Source organism: Rhodococcus sp. PSi06 (genome assembly GCF_054960675.1).
Genome location: NZ_JBHNYO010000009.1, coordinates 1 through 24,702, shown reverse-complemented (window position 1 = coordinate 24,702; position 24,702 = coordinate 1). Strand labels below are relative to the sequence as shown.

Here is a 24,702-nt window from a genome sequence, read left to right as displayed (position 1 = left end):
GGCTGCGGTCAGCTGTCGTCGCGCAGTTCGTAGTACGGGTTGTAGACGATCTTGCGTCCGTCGCGTTCGCCTACCCGGCCGCGTACCAGAACGGTCTTGCCCGGCTCGATGCCGGCGATCTTCCGGCGGCCGATCCACACGAGCGTCACCGCATCGGTGCCATCGAAGAACTCTGCCTCAATGTTCGCGTTGGCGGCCTTCGAACACGCCTCCACGCTGCGCAACCGACCCAGCATGGTGACTTCCTCGCCTCGCGAGCAGTCACATGCGCGTCGAGCACCGGACGCTTCGGAGGATTCGGCCATCTCCTCGGCGTCGAGCTGATCGATGTCCTCGGTCAACTTTCGCGTCAACCGGCGAAAGTATCCTGCGGCAGCGGGTGCCATTGTGCTCTCCAGCGGTGTCGGTAGTCGATGAATCGTTCCGCAGGCTCCACTCCTGAGAGCGATGCGGCGACGTGGGGGTTTGCCTCGTCAGGGCGGGTACTTCGCCACTGTAGACCCGAAGTGTCGCGCTGACCAACCATCGCCACGCCCGCGACGGAAGGCGTGCACAATCAGGTCGTGCACAGCCGACTCGACACCCTCACCGCGGTCGTTCTACCTGGTACGGGATCGGACGCCCGGTTTGCCGAAGACGCATTCTCGGCAGCGTTCGCCGGTGTGGGATTGACCACCATCGCAGTCGAACCCGATCCGACCGCTGTGGTCGAGAGTTATCTCGTTGCGCTGAACGCGGCCACGCGCGCACACGGCCGGATAGTCGTGGCGGGAATCTCGCTCGGTGCCGCGGTCGCAGCGCGATGGGCCTCGGTCAACCCGGCAGCAACCGCAGCACTGGCGTTGGCGCTTCCGGCCTGGACGGGCGACCCGGCAGGCTCTCCTGCGGCCCTGAGCGCCGAGTTCACTGCCCGCTCGCTACGCGAGGTGGGGCTCGATGCCGTCACCACGGCCATGACGTCGTCGAGTCCCGAGTGGCTCGCTCGCACCCTGCGGCGATCCTGGGCGGCTCAGTGGCCCGCCCTTCCCGACGCGTTGGACGAGGCCGCACGACACCGGAGCCTCGAACTGGGTGAGCTAGCGCACATCGATCTGCCTGCCGTCGTCGTCGGCGCGGTGGACGATCCGGTACATCCGATCGAGGTGGCGCAAGACTGGGCACGAACTTTGCCGAACTGCGCGCTCAGAACGGTGACGCTGGACATGATCGGCCTCGACGCCGGTTGCCTGGGGCGTGCGGCGGTCGACGGTCTCGACCGACGGTGGCCTCAGCCGCCCAGTTGCTGAATCGCTGAACCCGACGCGCCGCGTCGTGGCGCTCGATCACGCTCGGCCGCAGTCGGATCCGGTACCGGATTCTGCTGCACGTCCGAATTCGGTTGTGGTGCGCCGGATTCACCCGAGGCGACCTGAGGCTGCGGAGCTTGCTGAGCCGCTTGCTGTGCAGCCGCCTGCTGTTGGGAGGCAGCGGCGAGTTGCTCGGCCAACACCTGCGGCAGCACCACCGGCAGCGGGGTACGCACGGGATGCGGGTCGGTCCCGCGGTCGACCACGGTCTGCCGAAGAATGGTGTGGGCGAGCTGCACGAGCGGTTGCCCTTCGCTCACCGCACCGGACGGCCCGGCGAGCACACAGCGGACCATCCATCGATAGCCGTCGACTCCGATGAAACGAAGATCGGCGTTGGCTGTGACGCCGTGCAGTTCACGTCCCCATGGGCCCGTCTCCACCGTCGTTTCGGCTTTGTCGTTGCGCAGAGATGTTGCCAGGTCCGCTGCCACCTCACGCCACTGTCCGGGCGACTTGGGCGCCGCGTACGCGGCGATGGTGATGCGACCGAACTGGGTGACGATGTGGACTGCCTGCGGGCTACCCGCCTGGGACATCTCGACCTGGAGCTGGCCGCCCTCGGGGAGCGGAATCAGCACCGAGCCGAGATCGAGACGGGTTTGCGCGACAGTCTCTCGGTCCTGACCGAGGTCCCCGAGATCGTGGGGACCGTCGGAATCGGTGTCTGCGGTCTCGTCGTTCTCGACGCCGCCGACGAATGCACCCGCATCGGGCTCGGGGGCACTGCCGGCGTCGTTCTTCTTACGCCGTCCGAACATGTTCAGCTCTCTTCTTCTCGTTTGCTTCCACGATGCCTGCCACCGACAGGTGCCGTGGCGGAACTCACTTCTTCAGACTCGCATGACCGCCGGTCGAACCGTGACCGCCGTCCCCTCGAACGGTGTCGTCCAGCTCGTCGACCTCGACGAAGGTCACCAGCTCGACTCGCTGCACGATCAGCTGGGCGACGCGATCGCCCCGGTCGAGCACGATCGGGGTGTGCAGGTCGTGGTTGATCAGACAGACCTTGATCTCGCCGCGGTATCCGGCATCGATCGTCCCCGGAGTGTTGACGACCGACAGTCCCGATTTGGCTGCCAGACCCGAGCGCGGATGAATCAACCCGACGGTTCCGAGCGGAAGCGCGACCGCTAATCCGGTTCCCACCAACGCACGTTCGCCCGGTGCCAGCGTCACCGGAGCAGTGATTCGTAGATCGACCCCAGCGTCACCCTCGTGCGCACGGGTAGGGATCGGCAACTCGGGGTCGATCCGGCGCACACGCACCTCACCCTGCACCGACAGGGGCCCTATCGGGTCCGATGGTCGGCCGGTCGATGGTGCCTGGACACTCTCGGTGACTTCGTCGCTCACGTCGAACGAGACTACGCTGGCCCGCTCCCGTCACCGGGTGGCGACTACCCTGGTACTCGTGACTGCAGATCGACAGACCGAACCCACGAACTCGGAGTCCGCCGACTCCGCTCGAACCACCGGAACTGCACACTCGGTTCTGTACTCCGAGCGGCTGTGGGTGCCGATCTGGTGGTGGGCAGCCGGCGCTGGGATAGCGGTGCTGCTGGCTGCAGAAATTCACATGGGCGCACCGGGCATCCGGGCATGGCTGCCCTACGTAGTGCTGCTGCCACTGATCGGTTGGGCGCTGTTCGCGTTCAGCAGGCTGCGCGTGGAGGTCGTGGCACCGAGCGGTACAGCCGACGTCGAACTGCACGTGGGCAAAGCCCATCTCCCGCTCGCTGTCGCAGCCAAGGCGGCCGTCGTGCCTGCGACAGCAAAAAGTGCGGCGCTGGGCAGGCAGCTCGATCCGCTCGCCTTCGTACAGCACCGCACCTGGGTGAAACAGATGGTGATCGTGGTTCTCGACGACGCGGACGACCCGACGCCGTACTGGTTGGTCAGTACCAAACGGCCCGAAGCGTTACTGGCCGTTCTGAGTGCTCACGGAGTCGAAGCGCGCTGAACCACGGCGGTTCGACTCGAGCCAAACAACGCACAGACCCGAGCCGATCGATCAGGCCTGTGCGGACCGGATCATGCCGCGCAGTCGCGGCACATCAGTACACCGTTCGCGTCGCTGGCCAGACGGCTCCGGTGATGAACCAGGAAGCAGCTCGAGCAAGTGAACTCGTCCGCCTGCTTGGGAACCACTCGAACGGAGAGTTCCTCACCGGAAAGGTCCGCACCCGGGAGCTCGAACGATTCCGCGGTATCTGATTCGTCCACGTCCACCACTGCGGACTGGGCCTCGTTGCGCCGAGCCTTCAGTTCTTCGAGCGAATCCTCCGAAACATCGTCGGACTCTGTCCTTCTCGGTGCGTCGTAGTCGGTTGCCATTGTTCTCGTACCCCTCATCTTCGTGCGTGTGTGTGGTGGAAGCTGCCGATGTGGTCGGCTTGTGGCCGTCGGCTGTGGAGAGGGCGCTTGCTCACTCCCACCGATGTTCGTATCTGTTCGACTCGTTCGTCGTCGCGCGGTGCCCGAAACTACACCCGGTAGTTCCCAGAACTCACCGGTTGAAACCCGATCGAGACCTCGCTCACCTGATCGACAGTGCACCGGCGTCCAATTCTTGAAGCACCGCGGCCGCCAGACAATAGCCGAAGCCGGTCGCAAAGTTGAAACCGAATCGCCCATGAGTCCGGTACCCGCTTGCACGCCGCATCAACACCGCGATGGTCACCTTCATTCCACGACCCGGCGATGGCGTCGCAGTGCCGGTTTCGAGCGCCGAACCGGGGTGTCAACTCGGCCTCCGAGCAGACACACGTCGAGTGTGCTGCCGCCCGGTTCCGCGGGCATCTACAGTAGGCACCGCGTCGGAGTGCACCGACCCCGTGACCGTTCTCGGCGGCAGCCGACGGAAAGGCGAAGATCAACCGTGGTTTCTCTGATCACCGAAGGCCATGCGGCCGACGATCGAGGTCGTCCGTTCCGTCGACGCCGAGCATTTCCCATTCTCGCCGTGTTCACGGTGCTGGCGCTGCTGGGCGTAGTCGTCTGGGTCAAGGTCTTCACTACCGCCGAGGCCACGTCGGCCACCGCCGAATGCAACACGCCGACCACTGCGGCCGCTACCGACGGCACGCAGCCTGTGCCGCTGGGCGAGGAAGTGGACCCCGCCACGTTGCTCGACGTGGAACCGGCCGCCCTGTCCGCATCGAAGGTGCGAGTCTTCAACGCCAACGGTGAGCGCGGGCAGGCCGCCCTGGTGGCCGCACAACTCGTCGATTACGGTTTCGCGAGCGCACCGGACGTACAGGTCGGCAACGATCCGGTCTACGTCGATCAGAACATGCAGTGCCAGGGCCAAATTCGGTTCGGTCCGGCAGGCGTTGCCGCAGCGAGTTCGGTGTCGCTGGTCGCACCCTGTGCCGAGCTCATCCAAGACTCCCGCACCGACGACTCGGTCGATCTGGCACTCGGTACCTACTTCAGTCAGATCCAGCCCAACGACGACGCCGAGGAAGTGCTGCGCACGCTCAAGAGCACAGCACCCGGAGCAGAACCTCAGCCGCTGGACCCCAGCCTGCTCTCGGCCGCACGCGAATCGCGCTGCTGACCGCAGACTCGACCGTCAGCCCGGAATCGGATCGAGAGCGCCGGCGCTACGCAATGCGGCCACGAATGCGTCCGAGATCCCCGGGGCCATCGCCACGGTCGCGGAGCCGTGCGCACTCGTCGAATTTGCCGCAGGCAACCGCACCACCGCTCCGGCCTCGGCCGCGATGAGCGCACCCGCAGCCCAATCCCAGGGGCTGAGCCCATGCTCGAAGTGGGCGTCGACCGCTCCGGAAGCGACCATGCACAGGTCGAGTGCAGCCGACCCGATCCGGCGGATGTCTCGGACCTGAGGCAGCAGTTCGGAAATGATCGCGCCCTGCACAGCCCGTCGCCCCGACCCGTAACCGAATCCGGTGGCCAGCAACGTCATCGACAGTGTCGTGACGTCCGAGCACCGAAGCTGCTCCTGGGCTCCGTCGGCCCCTTCGACGGTCGCACCGCGCCCCTGCGCCGCGGAGTAGACGAGCTCCCGGGCGATATCCACCACAGCCCCCGCCACACTGACACCGTCGATCTGAGCGGCCACCGATACCGCGTAGGCCGGGATTCCGTACATGAAGTTCACGGTCCCGTCGATCGGATCCAAGACCCACCGCACACCATCGAGGGAATCGTCCTCGGTGCCTTCCTCTTCCCCCAGGATGGAATCGGAAGGCCGCAGCTGCGCCAGCATCTCCCGCAGAACACGCTCGGTCTCGGTGTCCACGACGGTCACCGGATCCGTCGGCGTGCTCTTCGACTGCACCGCGGCGGCGCCATCCACACTCGAACCGCCACCGAACACTTGAGGTCGCCGGGTTCGCACGTGCTCGGCAGCGCGCATCGCGACCCGAACGGCGACCTCACGCAAGACGTCCACGTCTCGCGTGTTCGATCCGGTACCCGCCCCTTCGGGCTGGACCGATGTCTGCGGCAATTGCGCACTGGCGGTGTCGTTCTGCGAGGCGTCTGGTGTCGGCACACCTACATCGCAACACATTGTGGCGGCGGAACACCACCGCGGCGACTCACCGCTCACGTCGAGGTGATGTCGCGATCCCACGAACGTATGGGAACGGCACTATTGTTCGGAGGCGACTACACACGGACTCGAACGGGCCAGGAGCGGCAACCACATGACACAGGCAGGTTCGGACACCACCACCGGCGCAGCAGCGCGCCGCGGATTCGGCGTCGACGTCGGCGGCAGCGGTATCAAGGGCGGAATCGTCGATCTGATCACCGGGGAACTCATCGGCGACCGCTACAAGATCGAGACACCCCAGCCGTCCACTCCGGACGCCGTCGCGCGCACCGTCGCTCAGATCGTCGAGCACTTCGAGTGGACCGGCCCGGTGGGCGTCACGCTCCCCGCCGTCGTGACCAACGGCGTCGCACGCTCGGCCGCCAACATCGACAAGTCCTGGATCGACACCGACGCGCGAGCACTGTTCGCGAAGGCGATCGGGACCGAGAACATCACAGTCCTCAACGACGCCGATGCAGCCGGTATCGCCGAGGACAAGTACGGCGGCGGCAAAGGCAAGGACGGTGTCGTCGTCCTGCTGACGTTCGGCACCGGTATCGGCTCTGCGGTGCTGCACAACGGCGTACTGCTGCCGAACACCGAATTCGGCCACATGGAGATCGGCGGCAAGGAAGCCGAGCACCGCGCGGCGTCCTCGGTCAAGGAGAACCAGGGACTGTCGTACAAGGAGTGGGCCAAGGAGGTCTCGAAGGTTCTCGCGACGTTCGAGGCGCTGCTGTGGCCGGATCTGTTCATCGCCGGCGGCGGAATCAGTCGCAAGAGCGAGAAGTGGATTCCACACCTGACGAACCGCACCCCGGTGGTACCGGCGACCTTGCTGAACACTGCCGGAATCGTAGGGGCGGCACTCGCCGCGGACACCGCAGTCCCCTCTGCGGAAACCGGCACATCCGCTGGATCGGCGGACTGACACGCGGTGTCGCCACCCACGTTGGACGAGGGTCGGTAACAAACTCCTGAGAGGTCGTTACAATGGTGTGTGCCGGTGCGCAGCCGGCCCGAATCCGAAGACCTCTCCGCCGGAAACAACTCTGGCGTGACGCCGCACGACTTCGTCACGAAAGGGCGTACGTGGCAGCCACCGATATCCGTCAGACCGTAGATTCCGAGACCGAGTCTGCGGCACCTGCACCCGCTGTCAAGGCACCCGCTGCGAAGGCACCGGCGAAGAAGGCTCCGGCGAAGCGCGCCGCAGCCAAGAAAGCACCGGCGAAGAAAGCCGCAGCAAAGAAGACAGCTACCCCCGCCACCGGGGACGACGCCGATGAGAGCGCACCCGGAATCGAGGACATCGACATCTCGGAAGGCGACCTGGCTGCGGCCGCCAACGATGTCGTCGAGGTCGTCGCCGCCGGTGACGACACCGAAGAGGACGCCACCGCCGAGCCGACCGCCGAGGACAAGGCGTCGGGTGACTTCGTCTGGGACGAGGAAGAATCCGAGGCTCTGCGTCAGGCGCGTAAGGATGCAGAGCTCACCGCATCTGCAGACTCCGTCCGTGCGTACCTCAAGCAGATCGGCAAGGTCGCCCTCCTCAACGCCGAGGAAGAGGTCGAGCTCGCCAAGCGCATCGAGGCCGGACTGTTCGCAGTCGAGAAGATGCGTGAGTCCGCGGAGAAGGGTGACAAGCTCCCCGTCGCCCAGCGGCGCGACATGACGTGGATCTGCCGTGACGGCAACCGCGCGAAGAACCACCTGCTCGAGGCAAACCTCCGACTCGTCGTCTCGCTGGCCAAGCGCTACACCGGTCGCGGCATGGCGTTCCTGGATCTGATTCAGGAAGGCAACCTGGGTCTGATCCGCGCGGTCGAGAAGTTCGACTACACCAAGGGCTACAAGTTCTCGACGTACGCCACCTGGTGGATCCGTCAGGCCATCACCCGCGCCATGGCCGATCAGGCCCGCACCATCCGTATCCCGGTGCACATGGTCGAGGTCATCAACAAGCTCGGACGCATCCAACGTGAACTCCTGCAGGATCTGGGCCGCGAGCCCACCCCGGAGGAACTCGCCAAGGAGATGGACATCACACCTGAGAAGGTGCTCGAGATCCAGCAGTACGCTCGCGAGCCCATTTCGCTCGATCAGACCATCGGCGACGAGGGCGACAGCCAGCTCGGCGACTTCATCGAAGACTCCGAGGCAGTCGTCGCCGTCGACGCGGTGTCGTTCACGCTTCTGCAGGACCAGCTTCAGTCGGTGCTCGAGACCCTCTCCGAGCGCGAAGCCGGTGTGGTCCGTCTTCGCTTCGGCCTCACCGACGGACAGCCCCGCACCCTGGACGAGATCGGTCAGGTGTACGGGGTCACCCGTGAGCGGATCCGTCAGATCGAGTCCAAGACGATGTCCAAGCTGCGCCACCCGTCCCGTTCACAGGTGCTGCGCGACTACCTGGACTGAGTGACCCGATTCATCGAACGAAGACCGTCGATCCTTGCGATCGGCGGTCTTCGTCGTCCGGCGGCAGTTCGCCACTGCGACGTCCGAAGCACATTCACGATCTCCGTCACATCGTCGGCACCGTGAAGGCTCCGTCCGGGCCGGGCCGGTAGTCGAGCACCGCTGTCACGGCTGCGATCTGTAGCGGCCCGTACAGATGTGGAAATCGCATGGACTCGGGATCGGACGGCACGCCGGGTTCCCATCGAACGGGCGCACCGAGTCGAGCTGGATCCAGCCGGAGCAGAACGAGATCGTCTCGCCCCGAGTACAGCCGAGTTGCAGGCAGATGCACCTGCTGGGGCGTCGACAGGTGAACGAAGCCCACCTCGCCGTACGACTCCGGCGTGTATTCGACCTGCCCGCGCATCGACAACCACTGCGCTGCAGTACAGATGTGAACGAGGTCGTCCTGCTTACTGGTCACGACTTCATTCTGCCGGGCGGAAGCGCGGTCAGGGCGGCGGAACGTCGACAACGCCGCGATCTCTGGCGGATGGCAGCCCACCGACGACGACCGCCGCGATGACAGCCACGATTCCGACGGCCTCGAGCACCGTGGGAATCTGGGTCAGGACGACGGCACCGACGACCGTAGCCGTCGCCGGGAGAAGTGCCAGCAACAACGCGAACTTGGCCCGGCCCACCCGCACCAGGACGAACTGATCGAGAACGTACGGAACCACGCTCGACAGCAGTCCCACACCCAGTCCCAGAACCCAGATGCGCCAATCCCCCAGCGCATTCGCGTGAGCCACCGCAAACGGTCCGAACAACGGCACTGCCAGAATCACCGATGCAATACCGAACCCGGCCGCCATGTCGTCGAGACCCTGACCCGCATCGGCAACGGACTTGCCCAGGACGATGTAGGCCGCCCACAGTGCCGCCGAGCCCAGCGCGAACGCGATACCCACCAGCCCCACTTCGCCGCCGTCGAACTGGGCCGATGCAATGGCACCGACGCCCAAGACGACGAGAATCAGCGCCCCCACGTCGGCCGGCTTCCTCGACCCGGCTGCGGCGACGGCGATCGGCCCCAGAAACTCGATGGCCACCGCCGCGCCCAGCGGTAGCCGGGCAATGGCCTCGTAGAACATCGCGTTCATGCCGATGGTTGCACCGCCGAACGCGGCTGCCGTACAGAGTCGCCGCACGGACCACGTGCCACCCACACCAGCGCGGTGCCGCCATGGTCGCCGCCAGATCACCAACACCAGAGCCGCGCCGAAACCCCGTAACCACGCGACCGCGGCCGGATCGACGGTATCGAACAGGAACACGCCGATCGCCGCACCGACGTACATGCACACCGCGCCGATCACGAACAGCGACGGAATACCCAGCTTCGATGCGCCGGACAGCGAATGAGAAGTCGAAGCCACAACGGCGACCTTACTGCCGCGACTCGCTCCGAGCCGTGTCTGCTGTCAGCGAACAGATTTCATGGCGTTCCAGCTCGTAGGGCATGTTTCGTGTTAGTGACAACACAAAGAAACGCGCTCGGGAACAACGCATGACCGCCATACGTCTGACAGAGTGAACGAACCGCGCCATACCGACGCGGCGGACCGGCCCCAGGCGAACGGGACAACCCGCAAGCCAGTACGGAGGAGTCATGCCCGGAACATTGACCAGCCCACAATTGACAGCAGCGGACCGGTGCGACCGGTGCGGTGCAGGGGCTCGCGCGCGCGTCGTGCTCTCGACCGGTGGAGAACTTCTCTTCTGCGGTCACCACGCCGCCGAGCACGAAGCCCGATTGCGTGAAGTGAACGCAACGGTGATGACCGAATCGGACTCCACGGTGTAGCCCACCCAGACGTCGGGGGACACAGGTTCGCCACAATCGAATCTCACGAAAGAACGGACGGTCGCGAGACCGTCCGTTTTTTCGTGCGCGCTCTACATCTTCCGCAACTGGGCGATCCGCTCGCCCAGTTGATCCGCCGATGCCATGGCCGTCGGCGGTCCCCCGCAGATGCGTCGTAGATCGCCGTGAATCACTCCGTGCGGCTTTCCGGTGCGGTGGTGGTACACCGCGACCAAACTGTTCAGCTCACGCCGCAGGCCGGCCAGCTGACCCGCGCTGGTAGCTCGGTCGTTGACGACCGGCGGGGCCGGAACAGCCGGTCCCGCAGCCGGCTTGTCGATCTGCTCCTGCTGACGCTGACGCAACAGGTCCCGCATCTGCGTGGCATCGAGCAACCCGGGTAGGCCGAGGTAATCGGCTTCCTCGTCGCTGCCCGAGAACGTCGCCGTTCCGAACGAGGAGCCGTCGTAGATGACCTGGTCGAGCTCGGCGTCCGCGCCCAGCGAGGTGTACGCCTTCTCCTCCTCGCCCAGTTCGTCCTTCTGCTTGTTGGCATCGGCCAGTAGCTCGTCGTCGAACCCGTCCTTCTCGCGGTGCGGCTTTCCGAGAATGTGGTCCCGCTGCGCCTCGAGTTGAGACGCCAGATCCAGCAGAACCGGTACCGACGGCAGGAAGACGCTGGCCGTCTCCCCCTTACGACGCGAGCGAACGAACCGGCCGATCGCCTGCGCGAAATACAGCGGAGTCGACGCACTCGTCGCATAGACACCGACGGCAAGTCGAGGAACGTCGACGCCCTCGGACACCATGCGCACGGCGACCATCCACCGCTGGTCGCTCTTACCGAACTCGGCGATTCGAGCGGAGGAGGTGGGATCGTCCGAGAGCACGATGGCCGGTGTCTCCCCCGTGATCACCTCGATGAGCTTCGCGTATGCCCGCGCCACGGTCTGATCGGTTGCGATCACGAGCCCGCCTGCGTCGGGCATTCCGCCCGCACGTAGCTGAGCCAAGCGGGTGTTGGCCGCCAGCAACACTGCGGGCATCCAGTCGCCCTGGGGGTCGAGCGCTGTCCGCCAGGCCCGTGCGGTCTGCTCGACGCTGAGCGGCTCGCCCAGTCGGGCGGTGTACTCCTCGCCGGCGCTGTCGCGCCACCGCGCCTCGCCGGAATACGCGAGGAAGACGACCGGTCGAACGACGCCGTCGGCCAGCGCGTCGGAATACCCGTAGGAATGGTCCGCCTTGGACCGCATCAGCCCGTCCTGATCGGGTTCGTAGTTGACGAAGGGAATGGGGCTGTCGTCACTACGGAACGGAGTACCGGTCAGTGCCAGGCGTCGGGTGGCGTCGCCGAAAGCCTCGCGGATGCCCTCGCCCCAGCTCTTCGCGTCACCGCCGTGGTGGATCTCGTCGAGGATGACCAGGGTCTTGCGGGCCTCGGTGCGCACTCGATGCTTGAACGGGTGGGAGGCGATCTGTGCGTACGTCACGACCACGCCGTGGTAGTCGCTCGAGGTCTGACCGGTCGAGTTCGAGAAGCGCGAGTCCAAAGCGATCCCCACCCTCGCCGCCGACTCCGCCCACTGGTGCTTGAGGTGCTCGGTGGGTGCCACGACGGTCACCTGATCGACCGTGCGATGGGCCAGCAACTCCGCAGCAACACGCAGCGCAAAGGTTGTCTTACCTGCGCCCGGCGTGGCGACGGCCAGGAAGTCCTTGGGAGAGGCCACCAGGTACTTCGTCAGCGCACGCCGCTGCCACGCACGCAGCGGCGCTCCCCCGTTCACGGGTGCAGCTGCCTGCTCGGTCGGTGGTGTGGGATCGAACATGTCAGCGCTCACTGGCCGCCGGTTCCTGGCATCGATGTAGTTCCTCGCGCTCTCGGTAGCCCTGCAGTGTCCGCGGAGGAGCCTATCGCTCCACACCGACCGATCCCGCATCGCTGGGGTGAATCGGACGCGACACGGCGGGTCGGTCGTTAGGCGAAGACGCCATCGGTCAGGAATGCTGGAGTGACCATGACTGAGTCAACAGGGGTTACGCCGACACCGGAACGGATGTCGGCGAGAAAGCCGATACGTGCGGCGTGGAGAGTGACGCTCCGCACCCTGAGCAAAGCGTGGGACGACTCGATCTTCAGCAAGGCCGCTACGGCGGCATTCTGGCAGACCCTCTCGCTGCCGCCCCTCCTACTCGGTGTGCTGGGCAGCCTGGGATTCGTCGGCGGATGGTTCGGGCCCAACACCGTCGGCATCATCGAGTCCAAGATCATCACTTTCAGTAACACGCTGTTCAGCAGCAGCGTGGTCGATCAGATCATCGCGCCGACCGTCCGAGACGTCCTCGCGCAGGGTAGCGGCGAGATCGTCTCGGTCGGGTTCCTGCTCTCGCTGTGGGCCGGCTCGTCCGCGATCTCGACGTTCGTGGACTCGATCGTCGAAGCGCACGGGCAGGCCGACGCCCGAAATCCGGTCTGGCAGAGGTTCTTCGCGCTGCTGCTCTACGTGGGGTTCTTGATCATTGCGGTGTTCGTGCTCCCACTCGTCGCACTCGGACCGGTGTACGTCCAGCAGATCTTGCCGGACTCGTGGATCACGGTCGGCAGCGAACTGATCGATTTCTTCTACTACCCCGCTGTCGGTCTGCTTCTGATCATCGGTCTGACCACCCTGTACAAGCTCGCTCTGCACACCTCGTTGCCATGGCACCGACTGCTCGGTGGAGCGCTGCTCGCAGGCGTGTTCTTCATGATCGCGAGCGCCGTGCTCCGCCGGTACCTCACCTGGGTGACGAGCACGGGGTACACCTACGGCGCACTCGCCACGCCGATCGCATTCTTGCTGTTCACGTTCTTCCTCGGCTTCGCCGTCGTTCTCGGAGCCGAGTTCAACGCCACGATCCAGGAATTCTGGCCCGCCAGAGCAACCCGAATGGACCAGATGCGCGAGTGGATCGCAGCACAGGCGGCCGCCGACGAGAAGCCCTCGGGACCCATGTCGGCAGTTGCTCGAAAGCTCGCCACAGGACCGATCAAACTCGCTGGAGATCGTGCGCGTGCCGACCGCCCCGAGCCCACCGCCGAATAGGTCGTCACTCGCCTTTCTTGAGGCCCTCGTAGATCTCCTTGCAGTCGGGGCACACGGGAGATCCGGGCTTCGCGGACTTGGTGACAGGAAACACCTCACCGCACAGCGCGACCACATGTGTACCCATGACGGCGCTCTCGGCGATCTTGTTCTTTTTCACATAATGGAAGAACTTCGGCCGGTCGTCCTCGGTGGTCTCGTCCGGCGCGATGTCGGGACGGTCCTTCGTCTGAGTGCTCATGAACACAGATTAATCCGTGGATCGACAGCGAGGGGTAACCGGTTCCACAGCTCGTCGTATGCATTCTGTGAGCGGTAGTGCCACAGTGGAGTTATGACGAGAACCCCAGGGTTCGACGGCAGCGCGTACAGCGACTCGCCGGATGGGCCTGTCCTGATCACCGAGGCACAACAGTCGGTCGAGGAGCAGCACAAGAAGCGTGTACGAAAGTACATGTTCATCATGTCCTTCAGAATCCCGGCGCTGGTGTTGGCTGCCCTCGCCTACGGAATGTGGATGAATCCGTGGATCTCCATGGCGATCGTCGGCGTGTCCATTCCGCTGCCGTGGATGGCGGTGTTGATCGCCAACGATCGACCGCCGCGCACGAAGGACGAAATGAGTCGGTACGACTACCGAACGGTCGACAAGCCTCAGTTGGAATCGAGCAATCACCGCGTGATCGAACCGGGCGACGACGACTGACACCGGTCGAGGCTCCCGGTGCGACACTTGCGTGGTGACCGCACCCAGAGCCCTTCCCCCGCTGATCGTCGCCTGTGCACTACTGCGGCAGGCGTTCGAGCGAACCGGGTACGACGCAGACGGCATCCTGACCCTGCTCGGAGACGATGCGCACGCCGCACTCGGACGCAGTGAGCCGGTTCCGGTGCGCAACGCCAGCCGAGGTTCCGGCCCGTTGGGCGTCCTGGTGCGATTGTTTCTCCTCGTCGACGACTGCCCCGAGTCCGACGTTTCCGAGGCCATCGCACCTTTGAGCGTGGCTGATGCCGTCGAGGCCGGGATCCTTCACCGTTCGGAATCCTCGGTGCGGACACTGCTCGACATCCGGCCGCTCGATGCCGGACACGGCACTCGGTGGATCGTCTCGGACCCGGACGGCAGCATGCGCGCCGCCGAGACCGCGGCCGACCACGTACTGGGCGTCGGCCAAGCCTCGCTGTCACTGCTGCGGGGAACCCCCACGTCCCCGGTGTCGACCGTTCTGGACGTGGGAACCGGCTGCGGAGTTCAGGCCGTCCATGCCCGCGGCTATGCCGAGCATGTGACCGCCACCGACATCAGCCCGAGATCGATGGACCTTGCTGCGGCGACGATGGCGCTCAACGGCCTGGAGGTCGAGTTGCTGCACGGGTCGTGGTTCGAGCCCGTGGCCGGGCGCCGATTCGATCGCATCGTGGCCAACCCGCCGTTCGTCGTCGGGCGCGCCGAAGTGCAGCATTCCTACCGCGATTCCGGGCTCGATCTCGACGGGGCGAGTGCGTTGATGATCGGGCAGGCCCCGGAGCACCTGGCCCCCGGCGGCACTGCCGCCATACTGGCGTCCTGGGTCCATATCCGCGGCGAGGACTGGCGCACGCGAGTTGCGTCGTGGCTGCCGGCGCACGGAGTCGATGCCTGGGTGGTCGAACGCGACGTCGCCGATCCCGCTCTCTATGTCGGCACCTGGATGCGCGACGGCGGCCTCGATCCCCGCGATCCCGACGCGGCCGCGGTGGCGCAATCGTGGCTCGATCATTTCGCCGACGCAGACGTGGAAGGCATCGGCTTCGGCTTCGTCTATCTGCGCCGGACGGATGTGCCGACCGATCTTCTGGCCGAGGAGCTCACTCATGGGTTCTCGGACCCTCTCGGCAACGAGTCGATCGATTACTTCGCACGGTTGGATTGGCTTCGCGAGCACGACATTCTGGATTCAGTGCTCACTCTGGACTCGAATACGGCACTCGAACGTGTCTACTTGCCCGGCGAGGACGGGTGGGCTCCGGTGGCGGTGCGGGTTCATCGCGGCAACGGCCCGCAGTGGCAGCACGACATCGACGAACTCGGTGCTGCGCTGTTGGCCGGCCTGCGGCCGGATGGCCTGCCGGTCGGCGAACTGGTCGAGTTGCTCGCTGCTGCGCACGACGAAGACCCCGACGAACTGGCAGCGCACGCGGTCACGATGATGCAGGGACTCGTACGCCACGGCCTGGTTCGGCCGGTTTCGTGAACCGACCGCGCAGTGCCCCGCGCAGTGCCCCGTGCGGGGCCTCGTTCCCGCCCGTGTCAGTTCTCAGCAACTTCTCAGGACAACCTTGACGTATTCCCTGGTCACGCGGGTATCAGGAGGATCGGCGTGGGAACTTATCGGAGTCTCCCGAGCGTTGAACTTTGTGAGACACCACCGACCAGGAGGCAAGTCATGACCAGCCCCAGCACCACGATTCGTCCACGGCCCACCGATGCCGATCTGGACGCCCAGAGCCCAGCAGCCGATCTCGTTCGCGTGTACCTCAACGGTATCGGCCGTACGGCATTGTTGACGGCTGCCGAAGAAGTCGACCTCGCCAAGAGGATCGAGGCTGGTCTGTACGCCAAGCAGGTTCTCGAGAACACCAAGCGTCTGAGTGCGGTCAAGAAGCGCAACCTGGCCATCATCGTTCGCGACGGCAGCGCTGCACGAAGCCACCTGCTCGAGGCGAACCTCCGCCTGGTCGTGTCACTTGCCAAGCGCTACACCGGCCGCGGAATGCCTCTCCTGGACCTGATCCAGGAGGGCAACCTGGGCCTGATCCGCGCGATGGAGAAGTTCGATTACGCCAAGGGCTTCAAGTTCTCCACGTATGCCACCTGGTGGATTCGGCAGGCCATCACCCGCGGCATGGCCGATCAGAGCCGCACGATCCGGCTGCCTGTCCACCTGGTCGAACAGGTCAACAAATTGGCCAGAATCAAGCGCGAGCTGCATCAGCAGTTGGGCCGCGAGGCCACGGACGAGGAGTTGTCGAGCGAATCGGGCATCGCGGTGGAGAAGATTGCCGATCTGCTCGACCACAGTCGGGATCCGGTGAGCCTGGACATGCCTGTCGGCAGCGACGAGGAAGCACCTCTGGGCGACTTCATCGAGGACTCGGAGGCGACCTCGGCCGAGAACGCCGTCATTGCCGGCCTCCTACACAGCGACGTCCGCGTCGTGCTCGGCACTCTCGACGAGCGTGAGCAGCAGGTCATTCGACTTCGCTACGGCCTGGACGACGGACAGCCTCGCACTCTCGATCAGATCGGGAAGCTCTTCGGACTCTCTCGCGAGCGCGTACGCCAGATCGAGCGCGAGGTGATGGTCAAGCTTCGCCAGGGCGACCGCGCCGAGAAACTGCGGTCCTACGCCAGCTGATCTCGACCACCGACCGGTGGAGCAGCGGTGAACATTCCTGTTCGCGCCACCTCACGCGGTAGCCGAGTCGACGTTCCTCCCCCGGACGTCGGCTCGGCTTCCGCCGTTTCGAAGCCTGTCTCGTTCTAGCGCAGCCGGCGAGGGCCGAGATCTGCCTTGGTCGGTTCGGGCCCGATCCGCACGCGCGCATCGATGATCTGCGCGCCGTCGGCGGACGCCAGCACCGGCTCGCAGGAAATCTCTCGGATATCCGGGATGTCCTCCGCCAGTGCGGATATCCGCTGGACCAGGTCGATCAGGGCCTGCTTGTTGACAGGCACGGCATTGCGATAGCCGGACAGTAGCGGTGCCGCCTTCGGCGCGTCGATCAATTGGGCAGCTTCGTCCTCGGTCAGCGGAAGTACCCGATACGCCCGGTCGCCCAACAGGTCCGAGATGACTCCGGCCAGGCCGAACGAGATGAGCGAGCCGAACGACGGGTCGTCCTGAACCCGTACGACGCAGCCGATTCCTTTGACTGCCATACGCTGCACGTGCAGCAGCGGCTCGCCCGAATCGGCCGCCAGGTTGCGGTACGCCACTCGCACCGCGGAGGCGTCGGCGATGTCGAGGCGAACTCCTCCGAGATCGGGGCGGTGCCTCCACCGCTCCCCTGTCGCCTTGACGGCCACCGGATACCCCAGTTCGTCGGCTGCAGCCGCGGCCTCGTCCTCGTCGGTCGCGACGCGGAACGGCACGACCTCCACTCCGTAACAGGCCAACAGTTCGGCGGTCTCGAAATCCGAGAGCCAGCGTCCCCCGCTGCCGGCCGAACGCCAATGCTCGACGAGCCCCTTGGCCGTCTCCGGGTCGACGCTCTTGGGCCGCACCGGATTCGACACCGGTCGTGCACGCCACGACGAGTAACGCCACGCCGCCGCCAGAGCTGCAACCGCCCGTTCCGGACTCGAGTACGAGGGCACCGAACCACGAATCGGGTGACCACCCGGTCCGCGCACGGCCAGGACGTCGGGAATTCCCTCGGCGGCCAGAAAGGTCGACAGCACAGGTTTGTCGGAGCCGCGGACTGCGTTGCCCAGAGCCGTCGCGAACGGTTCTACCTCCACGGCAACCGGGGGTACGAACACGACGATGACGGCGTCGATGTCCGATGCGGCCAACGCCGACGCGATGGCCTCGGCGAAACTCTCGGGGCCTGCTTGCGGGCCGACGTCGATCGGGGTGCTCGCGTGCAATCCCTTCGCCCGTGCAGCATCGACCGCCAGCACGCCGAGCGCCGTCGAGTTGCCCACGACGGCGACCCGAGGTCCGGCCGGCAGAGGCTGGTTCCCGAACAGCACTGCGCAGTCGAACAACTCGGAGATGGTGTCGACCTGGATGACGCCGGCCTGCGCGAACAGAGCGCGCACGATCGAGTCGTCGATGTCGGCACCGATCGCATGAGCGGGCGGGACGGCTCCGCGTCCGCTCTTGACGGCGATGATGGGTTTGCTGCGGGCTACTCGGCGTGCGATTCTGGTGAACTTTCTGGGGTTACCGAAGCTCTCGAGGTAGAGCAGGATCACCTCGGTTGCCGGGTCCGAGTCCCAGTACTGCAGCAGATCGTTGCCGGAGACGTCCGCTCGGTTGCCGGCCGAGACGAAGGTCGACAGACCGAGTCTGCGGTTGGCCGCCTCGTCCAGGATCGCGATACCGAGCGCGCCGGACTGGCAGAAGAATCCGACGTTGCCCGGAGTCGGCAAATGCGGGGCGAGCGTGGCGTTCAAGCCGAACTCGGGGTCGGTGTTCGCCACTCCCAGTGCGTTGGGTCCGATCAATCGCATGCCGTGCGCCCGTGCGGCGAGCACCAACCTGCGCTCGCTCTCCTGCCCCGCGGGCCCGGTTTCACCGAATCCGCCCGACACCACCAACAGTGCCTTGACCCCCTTGTCCAGACAGTCGTCGAGCACCGCGTCGATGGCGTCGGCCGGAACCGCTGCGATCGCGAGATCGACCGGGTCGGGGATGTCGTGGACCGTGGCGTAGGCACGAACGCCGCGGACCGATCGGTGGTCGGCATTGACCGGGTAGACCGGGCCGGTGAAATTGCCGGCCAGCAGGTTGGCGAGCACGGCATTGCCCACCTTCGAGTTGTCCGTCGACGCTCCGATCACGGCCACCGACCGTGGACTGAGCACGTTGCGCACGCTGCGGGCCTCGGCGGCACGCTCACGTGAATTGCGCACCGACAACAGCGCTTCGCTCGGATCTATGGCGAATTCAAGCCGCAGCACCCCACCCTCGAAGGACCTGCTGACCTGGTAGCCCGCCTCCCGGAACACCGTGACCATGTTCCGGTTCTCGGCGAGCACCTCGGCGACGAACATCTTCACCCCGTTCTCGGCTGCAGCCCCCGCGAGGTGTTCGAGCAGGATCGGTCCGAGTCCACGACCTTGGTGGGAGTCGGCCACCACGAAGGCGACCTCGGCGGAGTTTCCGTCGCCCTCGGGCAGACGTTCGTAACGTCCGACCGCGATGATGTCGTCACCGAGCACGGCGACGAACGCAACGCGGTCGTGGTGGTCGACAGTGGTGAAGTTGAGCACGTCGCGCTGGGGCATCGTGGGGTACGGCCCGAAATATCGGAGGTACCTCGTCCGCTCGGACAGCCGCCCGTGGAAGGCGACGATCCGGTCCGAATCCGACGGCACGATCGGGCGTAGATGTACGACGCCACCGTCCGAGGTGAGTACATCGGCAACCCAGTGGCGTGGGAACGAGGTTTCCGCACGCTCTCGTGCGAGGTCCTGAGCTGTGGGCTCGGCGGGGGGTTCACCGGACGAGGAGGTCGGTGACGGGGTGCCGGTCGGATCAGTCACGCGGGTCCTCCGGATCGAGTCCGAGCAGCGGAAACACTGCCCTACGGGTGGCGATGATGGCCGAGTCCACGCGTTCGAGGGCCCTGTCGGTGCCGTCGGTCCCGGCGAGAGATCCACCGGGCCCGTCCCACGCGGGAAAGTCGACGTCTCCCCCGTCACCCATGGTCTGCGGAAGATCCACGCTCGGTGCCATCGTCCGCACCCGCTCGCGCCAGGTGTCCGGCAGTGCCGACGTCGGATCGACCTCGCGGCCGAGCGCGGCGGCGATGAGGTACGTCCACGACCGCGGGACGACACGCACGAGGCCGTACCCTCCGCCGCCGACGGCCAACCATCTGCCCTCGCAGTGCTCGTCGGCAAGGTTGCGCATGGCGAGGAACGCGGCATTCTGGCCGTCGACAGTCAAAGCGAGGTCAGCGAGGGGGTCTTCGCGATGGCTGTCGACACCGCATTGACTGACGATGATCTGGGGCCGGAACGCTCCGACGGCACCGGGCACGATCGCGTGGAACGCGCGCAGCCACAGCCTGTCTGCAGTGCCGGGTAACAGAGGAACGTTGATGGAGGTTCCCTCACCGCGTTCGGTCCCCACCTCGGTCGACCACCCGGTGTTCGGCCAGAGCGTCGCCGGGTGCTGGTGCAACGAGACGGTGAGCACTCTGGGGTCGCCGAGAAAGGCCGCTTGGACGCCATCTCCGTGGTGCGCATCGACGTCGATGTAGGCGATTCGGTCGTACCCGTTGTCCAGCAACCACGAGATGGCGATCGCGGCGTCGTTGTACACGCAGAAACCCGAGGCCCAGTCGGCCATGGCGTGGTGCATACCGCCGCCGATACTCACCGCGCGTCGGGCGCGGCCGGACGCGATTTCGCGGGCCGCGGCCAGAGATCCGCCGGCAAGCATGGCACTCGCCTCGTGCATCTGGGGAAACACCGGGTTGTCGTCGGAGCCGAGTCCGTGGACTACGTCGTCGGGGTCGCGCAACGCCGGACCCTGGGACGGCGCTCGTTTGACGGCGTCGATGTAGGCGCTGGTGTGAAACCGGAGCAGTTCGGAATCCGGTGCGGCGACGGGCTCGACGAGTTCGACTCCGGCGAGCACCCCGATATCGGTGGCAAGTGCCATGGTCAGGTCGAGCCGAGTGGGGTTCATCGGATGGTCGTCACTCCACCGGTAGCCGAGGTAGTCCTTGCTCCAGACGACGATGTCTTCGGGACGGTTCGGGATGTACTCGGCGGCGCGTGTCGCCTTGTCAGACATACGGACAAAACTACGTTGTCGGGTGGGATGGTGTGGCACGGTTCCGGTGTTGTCCTTCATGTCCCCCTGTGAGAAGCCACGGGAAACGACGAGCACCGTTGTGGTGCGCCGCGCTCGTGCCAGTTGGGTGCAGCGCCGATTTCGGGGCGCTGACGGTAGGATCGAGCCCGACGAAGGGGTTGAGTGTGAAGGATCTGGTCGACACCACGGAGATGTACCTCCGGACGATCTACGATTTGGAAGAAGAGGGTGTGATTCCGCTTCGCGCGCGAATCGCCGAACGGCTAGAACAAAGTGGTCCCACCGTCAGCCAAACCGTTGCGCGCATGGAACGCGACGGCCTGCTGTCCGTCGCAGGAGATCGGCACCTCGAGCTGACCGAGAAAGGTCGCAGTCTGGCAGTTGCCGTCATGCGTAAACACCGCTTGGCGGAACGGCTGCTGGTGGACATCATCGGTCTGCGTTGGGAAGACGTACACGCCGAGGCGTGCCGTTGGGAGCACGTGATGAGCGAGGAAGTCGAGCGTCGTCTGGTCGCCGTGCTGAACAACCCGACCACATCGCCGTACGGGAACCCCATCCCCGGGTTGGCCGAGCTCGGTCTCGGTCAGTCGACCCTTGCACCCGAGGCCCTCATCCGTCTCACCGATGTGCCGGTCGGCCAGCCGACCGCAGTGGTCGTACGCCGTCTGGCCGAGCACGTTCAGTCCGATCCCGAAGTGATCGCCCAGCTTCGTGAAGCGGGCGTCGTTCCCGACGCGCGGGTTACAGTCGAGGCCAAGCCCGGGTCCGTCACGATCACCGTGCCAGGACACAGCGGTGTCGACATATCCGACGAAATGGCGCATGCCGTCCAGGTGAAGAGGGTCTGACCTCACACTGCCGGCTGCGCCGCGAGCGTGTGAGGGAGAGCGAACAGTGAAGCTTCTGGTTACCGGTGGTGCGGGGTACGTCGGCAGTGTGTGTGCAGCCGTGCTCCTCGAGCGCGGCCACGAGGTGGTCGTCGTGGACAACCTGTCCACCGGGAACCGGGACGCTGTGCCCGGCGCTGCCAGATTCGTCGAGGGCGACGTCAAAGACGTGGCGTCGGAGGTGCTCGGCGGCGGCGGGTTCGATGCCGTACTGCACTTCGCTGCTCAATCGCTCGTCGGCGAGTCGGTGGTGGCACCGGACAAATACTGGACCGGAAACGTGGTCACCTCGCTGGCGCTGCTCGACGCAATGCGGGCGTCCAAGACTCCGAAGCTGGTGTTCTCCTCGACCGCAGCCACCTACGGCGAACCCGAGAAGACGCCTATCACCGAGGACGCCCCTACCCGGCCGACCAACCCTTACGGTGCCACGAAGCTCGCGATCGACCACGCCATCACGTCGTACGCGTCGGCCTACGGTCTCGCCGCCACCAGCCTGCGGTACTTCAACGTCGCCGGTGCCTACAACGGTTTCGGTGAGAATCGCGTCGTCGAGACCCATCTGATCCCACTCGTACTCCAGGTCGCGCTCGGGCAGCGCGAGAAGATTTCGGTGTTCGGCACCGATTGGCCAACCCCCGACGGCACGGCCGTCCGGGACTACATTCACGTCGCAGATCTTGCGGAAGCCCACATTCTTGCGGTCGACGCAGCGCAGCCGGGTGAACACACCATCTACAACCTCGGCAGCGGCACCGGTTTCTCCGTACACGAGGTCATCTCGTCCTGTGAGAGGGTCACCGGCCTGCCGATCGCCGTCGAACACGCTCCTCGGCGCGCAGGCGATCCGGCCGTTCTCATCGCCTCCAGTGCCCGAGCGATGCAGGAGCTGAAGTGGTCGCCGGAGTTGACCGATCTCGATCGCATCGTGGCGGACGCCTGGGCCTTCCTGCAGCAACTCGGCGCTCGGTCGCATGCCGCGCACCGACCCGGGTCGTAACGCCGTCACCGTCGCCCGAACGGATCGCCGGGTAGGCGGACGCCGCATGCCCGCGCGCACGCGAATCCACTTTCGGCGACTTCACGAACCAGTTCGGGACCGGCTCCGGCACTGAGCGATCTGTCCAGCAATCGCGCCAAGCTGTACTTCCCGTCCGCCTCCAAGGCCGCGTCGATCGCGATACGGGCCATCGGTCCGTCGCCGCGAACATACGCACTGAAAGCCAGAAGCGTTGTAGCGATGGCTCTTTCGCGCCTGGGCAGCACACGCGCGATCATTGCCCAGAATTCTTCGACGAACCCCGCATCGTCGCCGAGCGTCAATGCGAGCAGTGCGTCGCGAACCTGAACCACACGGATCGCCACGGCAATCCGAGCGATGTCGACCGGGTCCAGTTCCGTGTCGTACGGTGCCCGTGCGAGATACGCCAGGACCGTCGTCAACTCGTCGGTGAGGGTACGTCCTCGGTCACGCCCCCAGTGCGAGATCTCAGTCGCGACGGCCGAAAGCGTGTGCTGGGCACCCGGCGCGATGGTCTCGGCCAGTTCACCCCTGGATCGTCGCACGGAGTAGCCGTCGAGCACCCGGGCGACGGTCAACGGTGACGTCGACGGGTCGGACATCCGGCCGTGCCGCTGCGGCCCGCAGACCGACCACCACGCGGCGGAATCGGCGATCTCTGCCGCCGCGAGGGCTGCGCTGAGCTCTATCCCGAACGATCCGAGGGTGGTGACCAGCTCCTCCACCACGGCCTCGACGTCCAGCAGATGGGCATCTCGCACGGCGCGGTCGAGACGGTCGTCGACGAACACCGCAATGACAGCGGGGATGTTCTCGGATGCGCAGTAGCCGGCCAGATAACCGATGACGTCCAGCATCTCCGGTGTGGCCCTGCTGCCGCCCCCGGCGCGCCGATCGATGTGCTCACCCGCCAGCACCAGGTCGTGGCGCATCGTGGGACCGACGCTCGCGCCGCCGTCCCTGACCGCGATCAGCACGAGAGAACGGTGGGGATGGAATCCGAGCATTGCCGGTACCGCTGCCATCAGATCGCTGGAGTCGCCGAGTCGCACGCGGCGGCGAGGGTCGGCATTGTCGTAAGAATCGGTCGGTGTGTACATGACCACAAATCCTCGCGGCACTGTTCGGCCTCAGCTCCGCGCGAGCTGGGCCTCCGTGCTGCCCTGTGGAGGACGAGGGTCCTGTGGATGAAACGTGCCGGGCGCGTCGTCGTCGAGCGGTCCCTGTCGGCGCATTCTGCTAAGCGCTGATCATCCCTGCTTCACTTTCTGCACCGCCGCGGTGAACAGCTCGTCCAGAGTCATCGCGTCGGGCGTCTCCGAATCGAACGACATGAAGGTGGCCGCCACCCGCACGTCGTCGATCTGTGCCATGAGCGTCAACATCGACTGGGTGACAGCGTCACCCCCGGTTCCCGACGCCACCGTCTGCCGGACGGCCAAGGTGTCGTCCGCATCGATCGGAGGGGCAGGAGTCAATGTGGAGGTCACCGTCGAGGTGGCACCGGACTTGGTCGCAGTCACCTCACCGCACTGCTCGAGCTGCTCTTTTCGCGCCGACAGTGGTTCGTCGACAGCGGTCAACTCGATCGAGATGGTGGACCGGCTGTCGTTGTCGGTGCCGACGATCATGGCCGTGCCGGTGGGGCCGAAATCCTGATCGGAAGGCTTACACCCTGCTGGGCTGACCTCGGCACCGGCCGGTATTCCGCTGAGGTCGGGAGCAGCCTGCGAGATGGCCTGCGGGGGCAGGACCAACGCGTCGTACGGGGCCGGGAAGCTCGCCGGGTCGATCAGCAGAGTGTTCAGATCCGTATCGGACGGCACCGCTGAGGTACTACCGGCACTGGGCTCGGCGGTTCCGGTGACGGTGGAACTGCACCCCACCAGCACGAGCGCTCCGATCGCCGCCGACGTGGCAGCGGTGGTCAGGCGGATTCTCCGTGCGGCGCGGCTCACGTGGTGTCCTCTTCGGGGTC

General features: G+C 65.6%; 25 protein-coding genes. 12 read left to right on the top strand and 13 right to left on the bottom strand.

Annotated features, from left to right (window positions below):
• Positions 1 to 8 precede the first annotated feature (8 nt).
• On the bottom strand, positions 9 to 386 hold the full coding sequence (locus ACFI9K_RS13130) for an OB-fold nucleic acid binding domain-containing protein (RefSeq protein ID WP_094680400.1): 378 nt from the start codon (positions 384 to 386) through the stop codon (positions 9 to 11).
• Between the two features lie 177 nt (positions 387 to 563).
• On the opposite strand from ACFI9K_RS13130, the gene ACFI9K_RS13125 reads away from it, so the two are divergent.
• On the top strand, positions 564 to 1,286 hold the full coding sequence (locus ACFI9K_RS13125; RefSeq protein ID WP_462663905.1) for an alpha/beta fold hydrolase: 723 nt from the start codon (positions 564 to 566) through the stop codon (positions 1,284 to 1,286).
• Here ACFI9K_RS13125 and ACFI9K_RS13120 read toward each other — a convergent pair.
• Complete coding sequence (locus ACFI9K_RS13120) at positions 1,268 to 2,107, bottom strand: DUF3710 domain-containing protein (protein WP_462663904.1); 840 nt, start codon at positions 2,105 to 2,107, stop codon at positions 1,268 to 1,270. The genes ACFI9K_RS13125 and ACFI9K_RS13120 overlap by 19 nt on opposite strands.
• A 64-nt stretch (positions 2,108 to 2,171) precedes the next feature.
• On the bottom strand, positions 2,172 to 2,633 hold the full coding sequence (dut, locus tag ACFI9K_RS13115) for a dUTP diphosphatase (protein ID WP_462664058.1): 462 nt from the start codon (positions 2,631 to 2,633) through the stop codon (positions 2,172 to 2,174).
• A 208-nt stretch (positions 2,634 to 2,841) separates the two neighbouring features.
• Between dut and ACFI9K_RS13110 the strand changes: the two genes are divergently transcribed.
• Positions 2,842 to 3,309 carry a DUF3093 domain-containing protein gene (locus tag ACFI9K_RS13110; RefSeq protein WP_462664057.1) on the top strand — a complete coding sequence of 156 codons (468 nt, stop codon included), beginning with the start codon at positions 2,842 to 2,844 and terminating at the stop codon, positions 3,307 to 3,309.
• Positions 3,310 to 3,380: 71 nt separating this feature from the next.
• On the opposite strand, the gene ACFI9K_RS13105 is transcribed toward ACFI9K_RS13110, so the two are convergent.
• Positions 3,381 to 3,683, bottom strand: coding sequence for a DUF4193 domain-containing protein (locus ACFI9K_RS13105; RefSeq protein WP_027496891.1), 303 nt, complete (start codon positions 3,681 to 3,683; stop codon positions 3,381 to 3,383).
• A 544-nt stretch (positions 3,684 to 4,227) separates the two neighbouring features.
• Here ACFI9K_RS13105 and cei point away from each other — a divergent pair.
• Complete coding sequence (gene cei / locus ACFI9K_RS13100) at positions 4,228 to 4,908, top strand: envelope integrity protein Cei (protein ID WP_462663903.1); 681 nt, start codon at positions 4,228 to 4,230, stop codon at positions 4,906 to 4,908.
• A 15-nt stretch (positions 4,909 to 4,923) separates the two neighbouring features.
• Here cei and ACFI9K_RS13095 read toward each other — a convergent pair whose 3' ends face one another.
• Positions 4,924 to 5,769 (bottom strand): inositol monophosphatase family protein, encoded by an 846-nt coding sequence (locus tag ACFI9K_RS13095; protein WP_462664056.1) that lies wholly within the window; start codon positions 5,767 to 5,769, stop codon positions 4,924 to 4,926.
• 256 nt (positions 5,770 to 6,025) lie between these two features.
• Here ACFI9K_RS13095 and ppgK point away from each other — a divergent pair, with 256 nt between their 5' ends.
• Both ppgK and ACFI9K_RS13085 read left to right on the top strand, forming a co-directional pair.
• Entirely contained in the window at positions 6,026 to 6,847 is an 822-nt protein-coding gene (gene ppgK / locus ACFI9K_RS13090) for a polyphosphate--glucose phosphotransferase (RefSeq protein ID WP_462663902.1), read from the top strand.
• Between the two features lie 161 nt (positions 6,848 to 7,008).
• Positions 7,009 to 8,337 carry an RNA polymerase sigma factor gene (locus tag ACFI9K_RS13085; protein WP_462663901.1) on the top strand — a complete coding sequence of 443 codons (1,329 nt, stop codon included), beginning with the start codon at positions 7,009 to 7,011 and terminating at the stop codon, positions 8,335 to 8,337.
• Between the two features lie 106 nt (positions 8,338 to 8,443).
• Here the strand turns inward: ACFI9K_RS13085 and ACFI9K_RS13080 are convergent, their stop codons facing one another.
• Positions 8,444 to 8,803 carry a DUF952 domain-containing protein gene (locus ACFI9K_RS13080; RefSeq protein ID WP_462663900.1) on the bottom strand — a complete coding sequence of 120 codons (360 nt, stop codon included), beginning with the start codon at positions 8,801 to 8,803 and terminating at the stop codon, positions 8,444 to 8,446.
• A 28-nt stretch (positions 8,804 to 8,831) separates the two neighbouring features.
• Positions 8,832 to 9,761: an EamA family transporter gene (locus tag ACFI9K_RS13075; protein WP_462663899.1), complete on the bottom strand. Its 930-nt coding sequence runs from the start codon at positions 9,759 to 9,761 to the stop codon at positions 8,832 to 8,834.
• 233 nt (positions 9,762 to 9,994) lie between these two features.
• On the opposite strand from ACFI9K_RS13075, the gene ACFI9K_RS13070 reads away from it, so the two are divergent.
• Positions 9,995 to 10,189, top strand: a complete 195-nt coding sequence (locus ACFI9K_RS13070; protein WP_032377734.1) for a DUF7455 domain-containing protein — start codon at positions 9,995 to 9,997, stop codon at positions 10,187 to 10,189.
• A gap of 92 nt (positions 10,190 to 10,281) precedes the next feature.
• On the opposite strand, the gene ACFI9K_RS13065 is transcribed toward ACFI9K_RS13070, so the two are convergent.
• Positions 10,282 to 12,018, bottom strand: a complete 1,737-nt coding sequence (locus ACFI9K_RS13065) for a DEAD/DEAH box helicase (protein ID WP_462664055.1) — start codon at positions 12,016 to 12,018, stop codon at positions 10,282 to 10,284.
• Positions 12,019 to 12,207: 189 nt separating this feature from the next.
• On the opposite strand from ACFI9K_RS13065, the gene ACFI9K_RS13060 reads away from it, so the two are divergent.
• On the top strand, positions 12,208 to 13,275 hold the full coding sequence (locus ACFI9K_RS13060) for a YihY/virulence factor BrkB family protein (protein ID WP_462663898.1): 1,068 nt from the start codon (positions 12,208 to 12,210) through the stop codon (positions 13,273 to 13,275).
• A 4-nt stretch (positions 13,276 to 13,279) separates the two neighbouring features.
• Here the strand turns inward: ACFI9K_RS13060 and ACFI9K_RS13055 are convergent, their stop codons facing one another.
• Complete coding sequence (locus ACFI9K_RS13055) at positions 13,280 to 13,516, bottom strand: DUF3039 domain-containing protein (RefSeq protein ID WP_462663897.1); 237 nt, start codon at positions 13,514 to 13,516, stop codon at positions 13,280 to 13,282.
• A gap of 93 nt (positions 13,517 to 13,609) precedes the next feature.
• On the opposite strand from ACFI9K_RS13055, the gene ACFI9K_RS13050 reads away from it, so the two are divergent.
• The 3 genes from ACFI9K_RS13050 (at position 13,610) to ACFI9K_RS13040 (ending at position 16,673) form a co-directional block, all read left to right on the top strand.
• On the top strand, positions 13,610 to 13,981 hold the full coding sequence (locus ACFI9K_RS13050; RefSeq protein WP_222094952.1) for a DUF3099 domain-containing protein: 372 nt from the start codon (positions 13,610 to 13,612) through the stop codon (positions 13,979 to 13,981).
• 34 nt (positions 13,982 to 14,015) lie between these two features.
• Positions 14,016 to 15,509 carry a DUF7782 domain-containing protein gene (locus ACFI9K_RS13045; RefSeq protein ID WP_462663896.1) on the top strand — a complete coding sequence of 498 codons (1,494 nt, stop codon included), beginning with the start codon at positions 14,016 to 14,018 and terminating at the stop codon, positions 15,507 to 15,509.
• A gap of 192 nt (positions 15,510 to 15,701) precedes the next feature.
• Positions 15,702 to 16,673, top strand: a complete 972-nt coding sequence (locus tag ACFI9K_RS13040) for a sigma-70 family RNA polymerase sigma factor (RefSeq protein ID WP_032377730.1) — start codon at positions 15,702 to 15,704, stop codon at positions 16,671 to 16,673.
• 125 nt (positions 16,674 to 16,798) lie between these two features.
• Here the strand turns inward: ACFI9K_RS13040 and ACFI9K_RS13035 are convergent, their stop codons facing one another.
• Both ACFI9K_RS13035 and ACFI9K_RS13030 read right to left on the bottom strand, forming a co-directional pair.
• On the bottom strand, positions 16,799 to 19,531 hold the full coding sequence (locus ACFI9K_RS13035; RefSeq protein ID WP_462663895.1) for a bifunctional acetate--CoA ligase family protein/GNAT family N-acetyltransferase: 2,733 nt from the start codon (positions 19,529 to 19,531) through the stop codon (positions 16,799 to 16,801).
• The gene (locus ACFI9K_RS13030) at positions 19,524 to 20,792 is read right to left on the bottom strand and encodes an acetoin utilization protein AcuC (RefSeq protein WP_462663894.1); all 1,269 of its coding nucleotides are present in this window, start codon (positions 20,790 to 20,792) and stop codon (positions 19,524 to 19,526) included. The genes ACFI9K_RS13035 and ACFI9K_RS13030 overlap by 8 nt, the downstream gene beginning before the upstream one ends.
• A gap of 185 nt (positions 20,793 to 20,977) precedes the next feature.
• On the opposite strand from ACFI9K_RS13030, the gene ACFI9K_RS13025 reads away from it, so the two are divergent.
• Both ACFI9K_RS13025 and galE read left to right on the top strand, forming a co-directional pair.
• A complete protein-coding gene (locus ACFI9K_RS13025; RefSeq protein ID WP_032377729.1) occupies positions 20,978 to 21,664 on the top strand; it encodes a metal-dependent transcriptional regulator in 687 nt (228 codons plus the stop codon).
• 46 nt (positions 21,665 to 21,710) lie between these two features.
• Positions 21,711 to 22,703 (top strand): UDP-glucose 4-epimerase GalE, encoded by a 993-nt coding sequence (gene galE / locus ACFI9K_RS13020; RefSeq protein WP_462663893.1) that lies wholly within the window; start codon positions 21,711 to 21,713, stop codon positions 22,701 to 22,703.
• A gap of 5 nt (positions 22,704 to 22,708) precedes the next feature.
• Here galE and ACFI9K_RS13015 read toward each other — a convergent pair whose 3' ends face one another.
• On the bottom strand, positions 22,709 to 23,824 hold the full coding sequence (locus ACFI9K_RS13015) for a DUF4192 domain-containing protein (protein ID WP_462663892.1): 1,116 nt from the start codon (positions 23,822 to 23,824) through the stop codon (positions 22,709 to 22,711).
• A 150-nt stretch (positions 23,825 to 23,974) separates the two neighbouring features.
• Positions 23,975 to 24,655: a DUF5642 family protein gene (locus tag ACFI9K_RS13010; RefSeq protein WP_462664054.1), complete on the bottom strand. Its 681-nt coding sequence runs from the start codon at positions 24,653 to 24,655 to the stop codon at positions 23,975 to 23,977.
• Positions 24,656 to 24,702 lie beyond the last annotated feature (47 nt).

Bases quoted from the DNA above. Each gene is read 5' to 3' on its own strand.
- ACFI9K_RS13120 (WP_462663904.1), bottom strand. From the start codon at position 2,107: ATGTTCGGACGGCGTAAGAAGAACGACGCCGGCAGTGCCCCCGAGCCC.
- ACFI9K_RS13055 (WP_462663897.1), bottom strand. From the start codon at position 13,516: ATGAGCACTCAGACGAAGGACCGTCCCGACATCGCGCCGGACGAGACC.
- ACFI9K_RS13105 (WP_027496891.1), bottom strand. From the start codon at position 3,683: ATGGCAACCGACTACGACGCACCGAGAAGGACAGAGTCCGACGATGTT.
- ACFI9K_RS13050 (WP_222094952.1), top strand. From the start codon at position 13,610: ATGACGAGAACCCCAGGGTTCGACGGCAGCGCGTACAGCGACTCGCCG.
- ACFI9K_RS13065 (WP_462664055.1), bottom strand. From the start codon at position 12,018: ATGTTCGATCCCACACCACCGACCGAGCAGGCAGCTGCACCCGTGAAC.
- ACFI9K_RS13060 (WP_462663898.1), top strand. From the start codon at position 12,208: ATGACTGAGTCAACAGGGGTTACGCCGACACCGGAACGGATGTCGGCG.
- ACFI9K_RS13030 (WP_462663894.1), bottom strand. From the start codon at position 20,792: ATGTCTGACAAGGCGACACGCGCCGCCGAGTACATCCCGAACCGTCCC.
- ACFI9K_RS13070 (WP_032377734.1), top strand. From the start codon at position 9,995: ATGCCCGGAACATTGACCAGCCCACAATTGACAGCAGCGGACCGGTGC.
- ACFI9K_RS13015 (WP_462663892.1), bottom strand. From the start codon at position 23,824: ATGTACACACCGACCGATTCTTACGACAATGCCGACCCTCGCCGCCGC.
- ACFI9K_RS13130 (WP_094680400.1), bottom strand. From the start codon at position 386: ATGGCACCCGCTGCCGCAGGATACTTTCGCCGGTTGACGCGAAAGTTG.
- ppgK (WP_462663902.1), top strand. From the start codon at position 6,026: ATGACACAGGCAGGTTCGGACACCACCACCGGCGCAGCAGCGCGCCGC.
- ACFI9K_RS13040 (WP_032377730.1), top strand. From the start codon at position 15,702: ATGACCAGCCCCAGCACCACGATTCGTCCACGGCCCACCGATGCCGAT.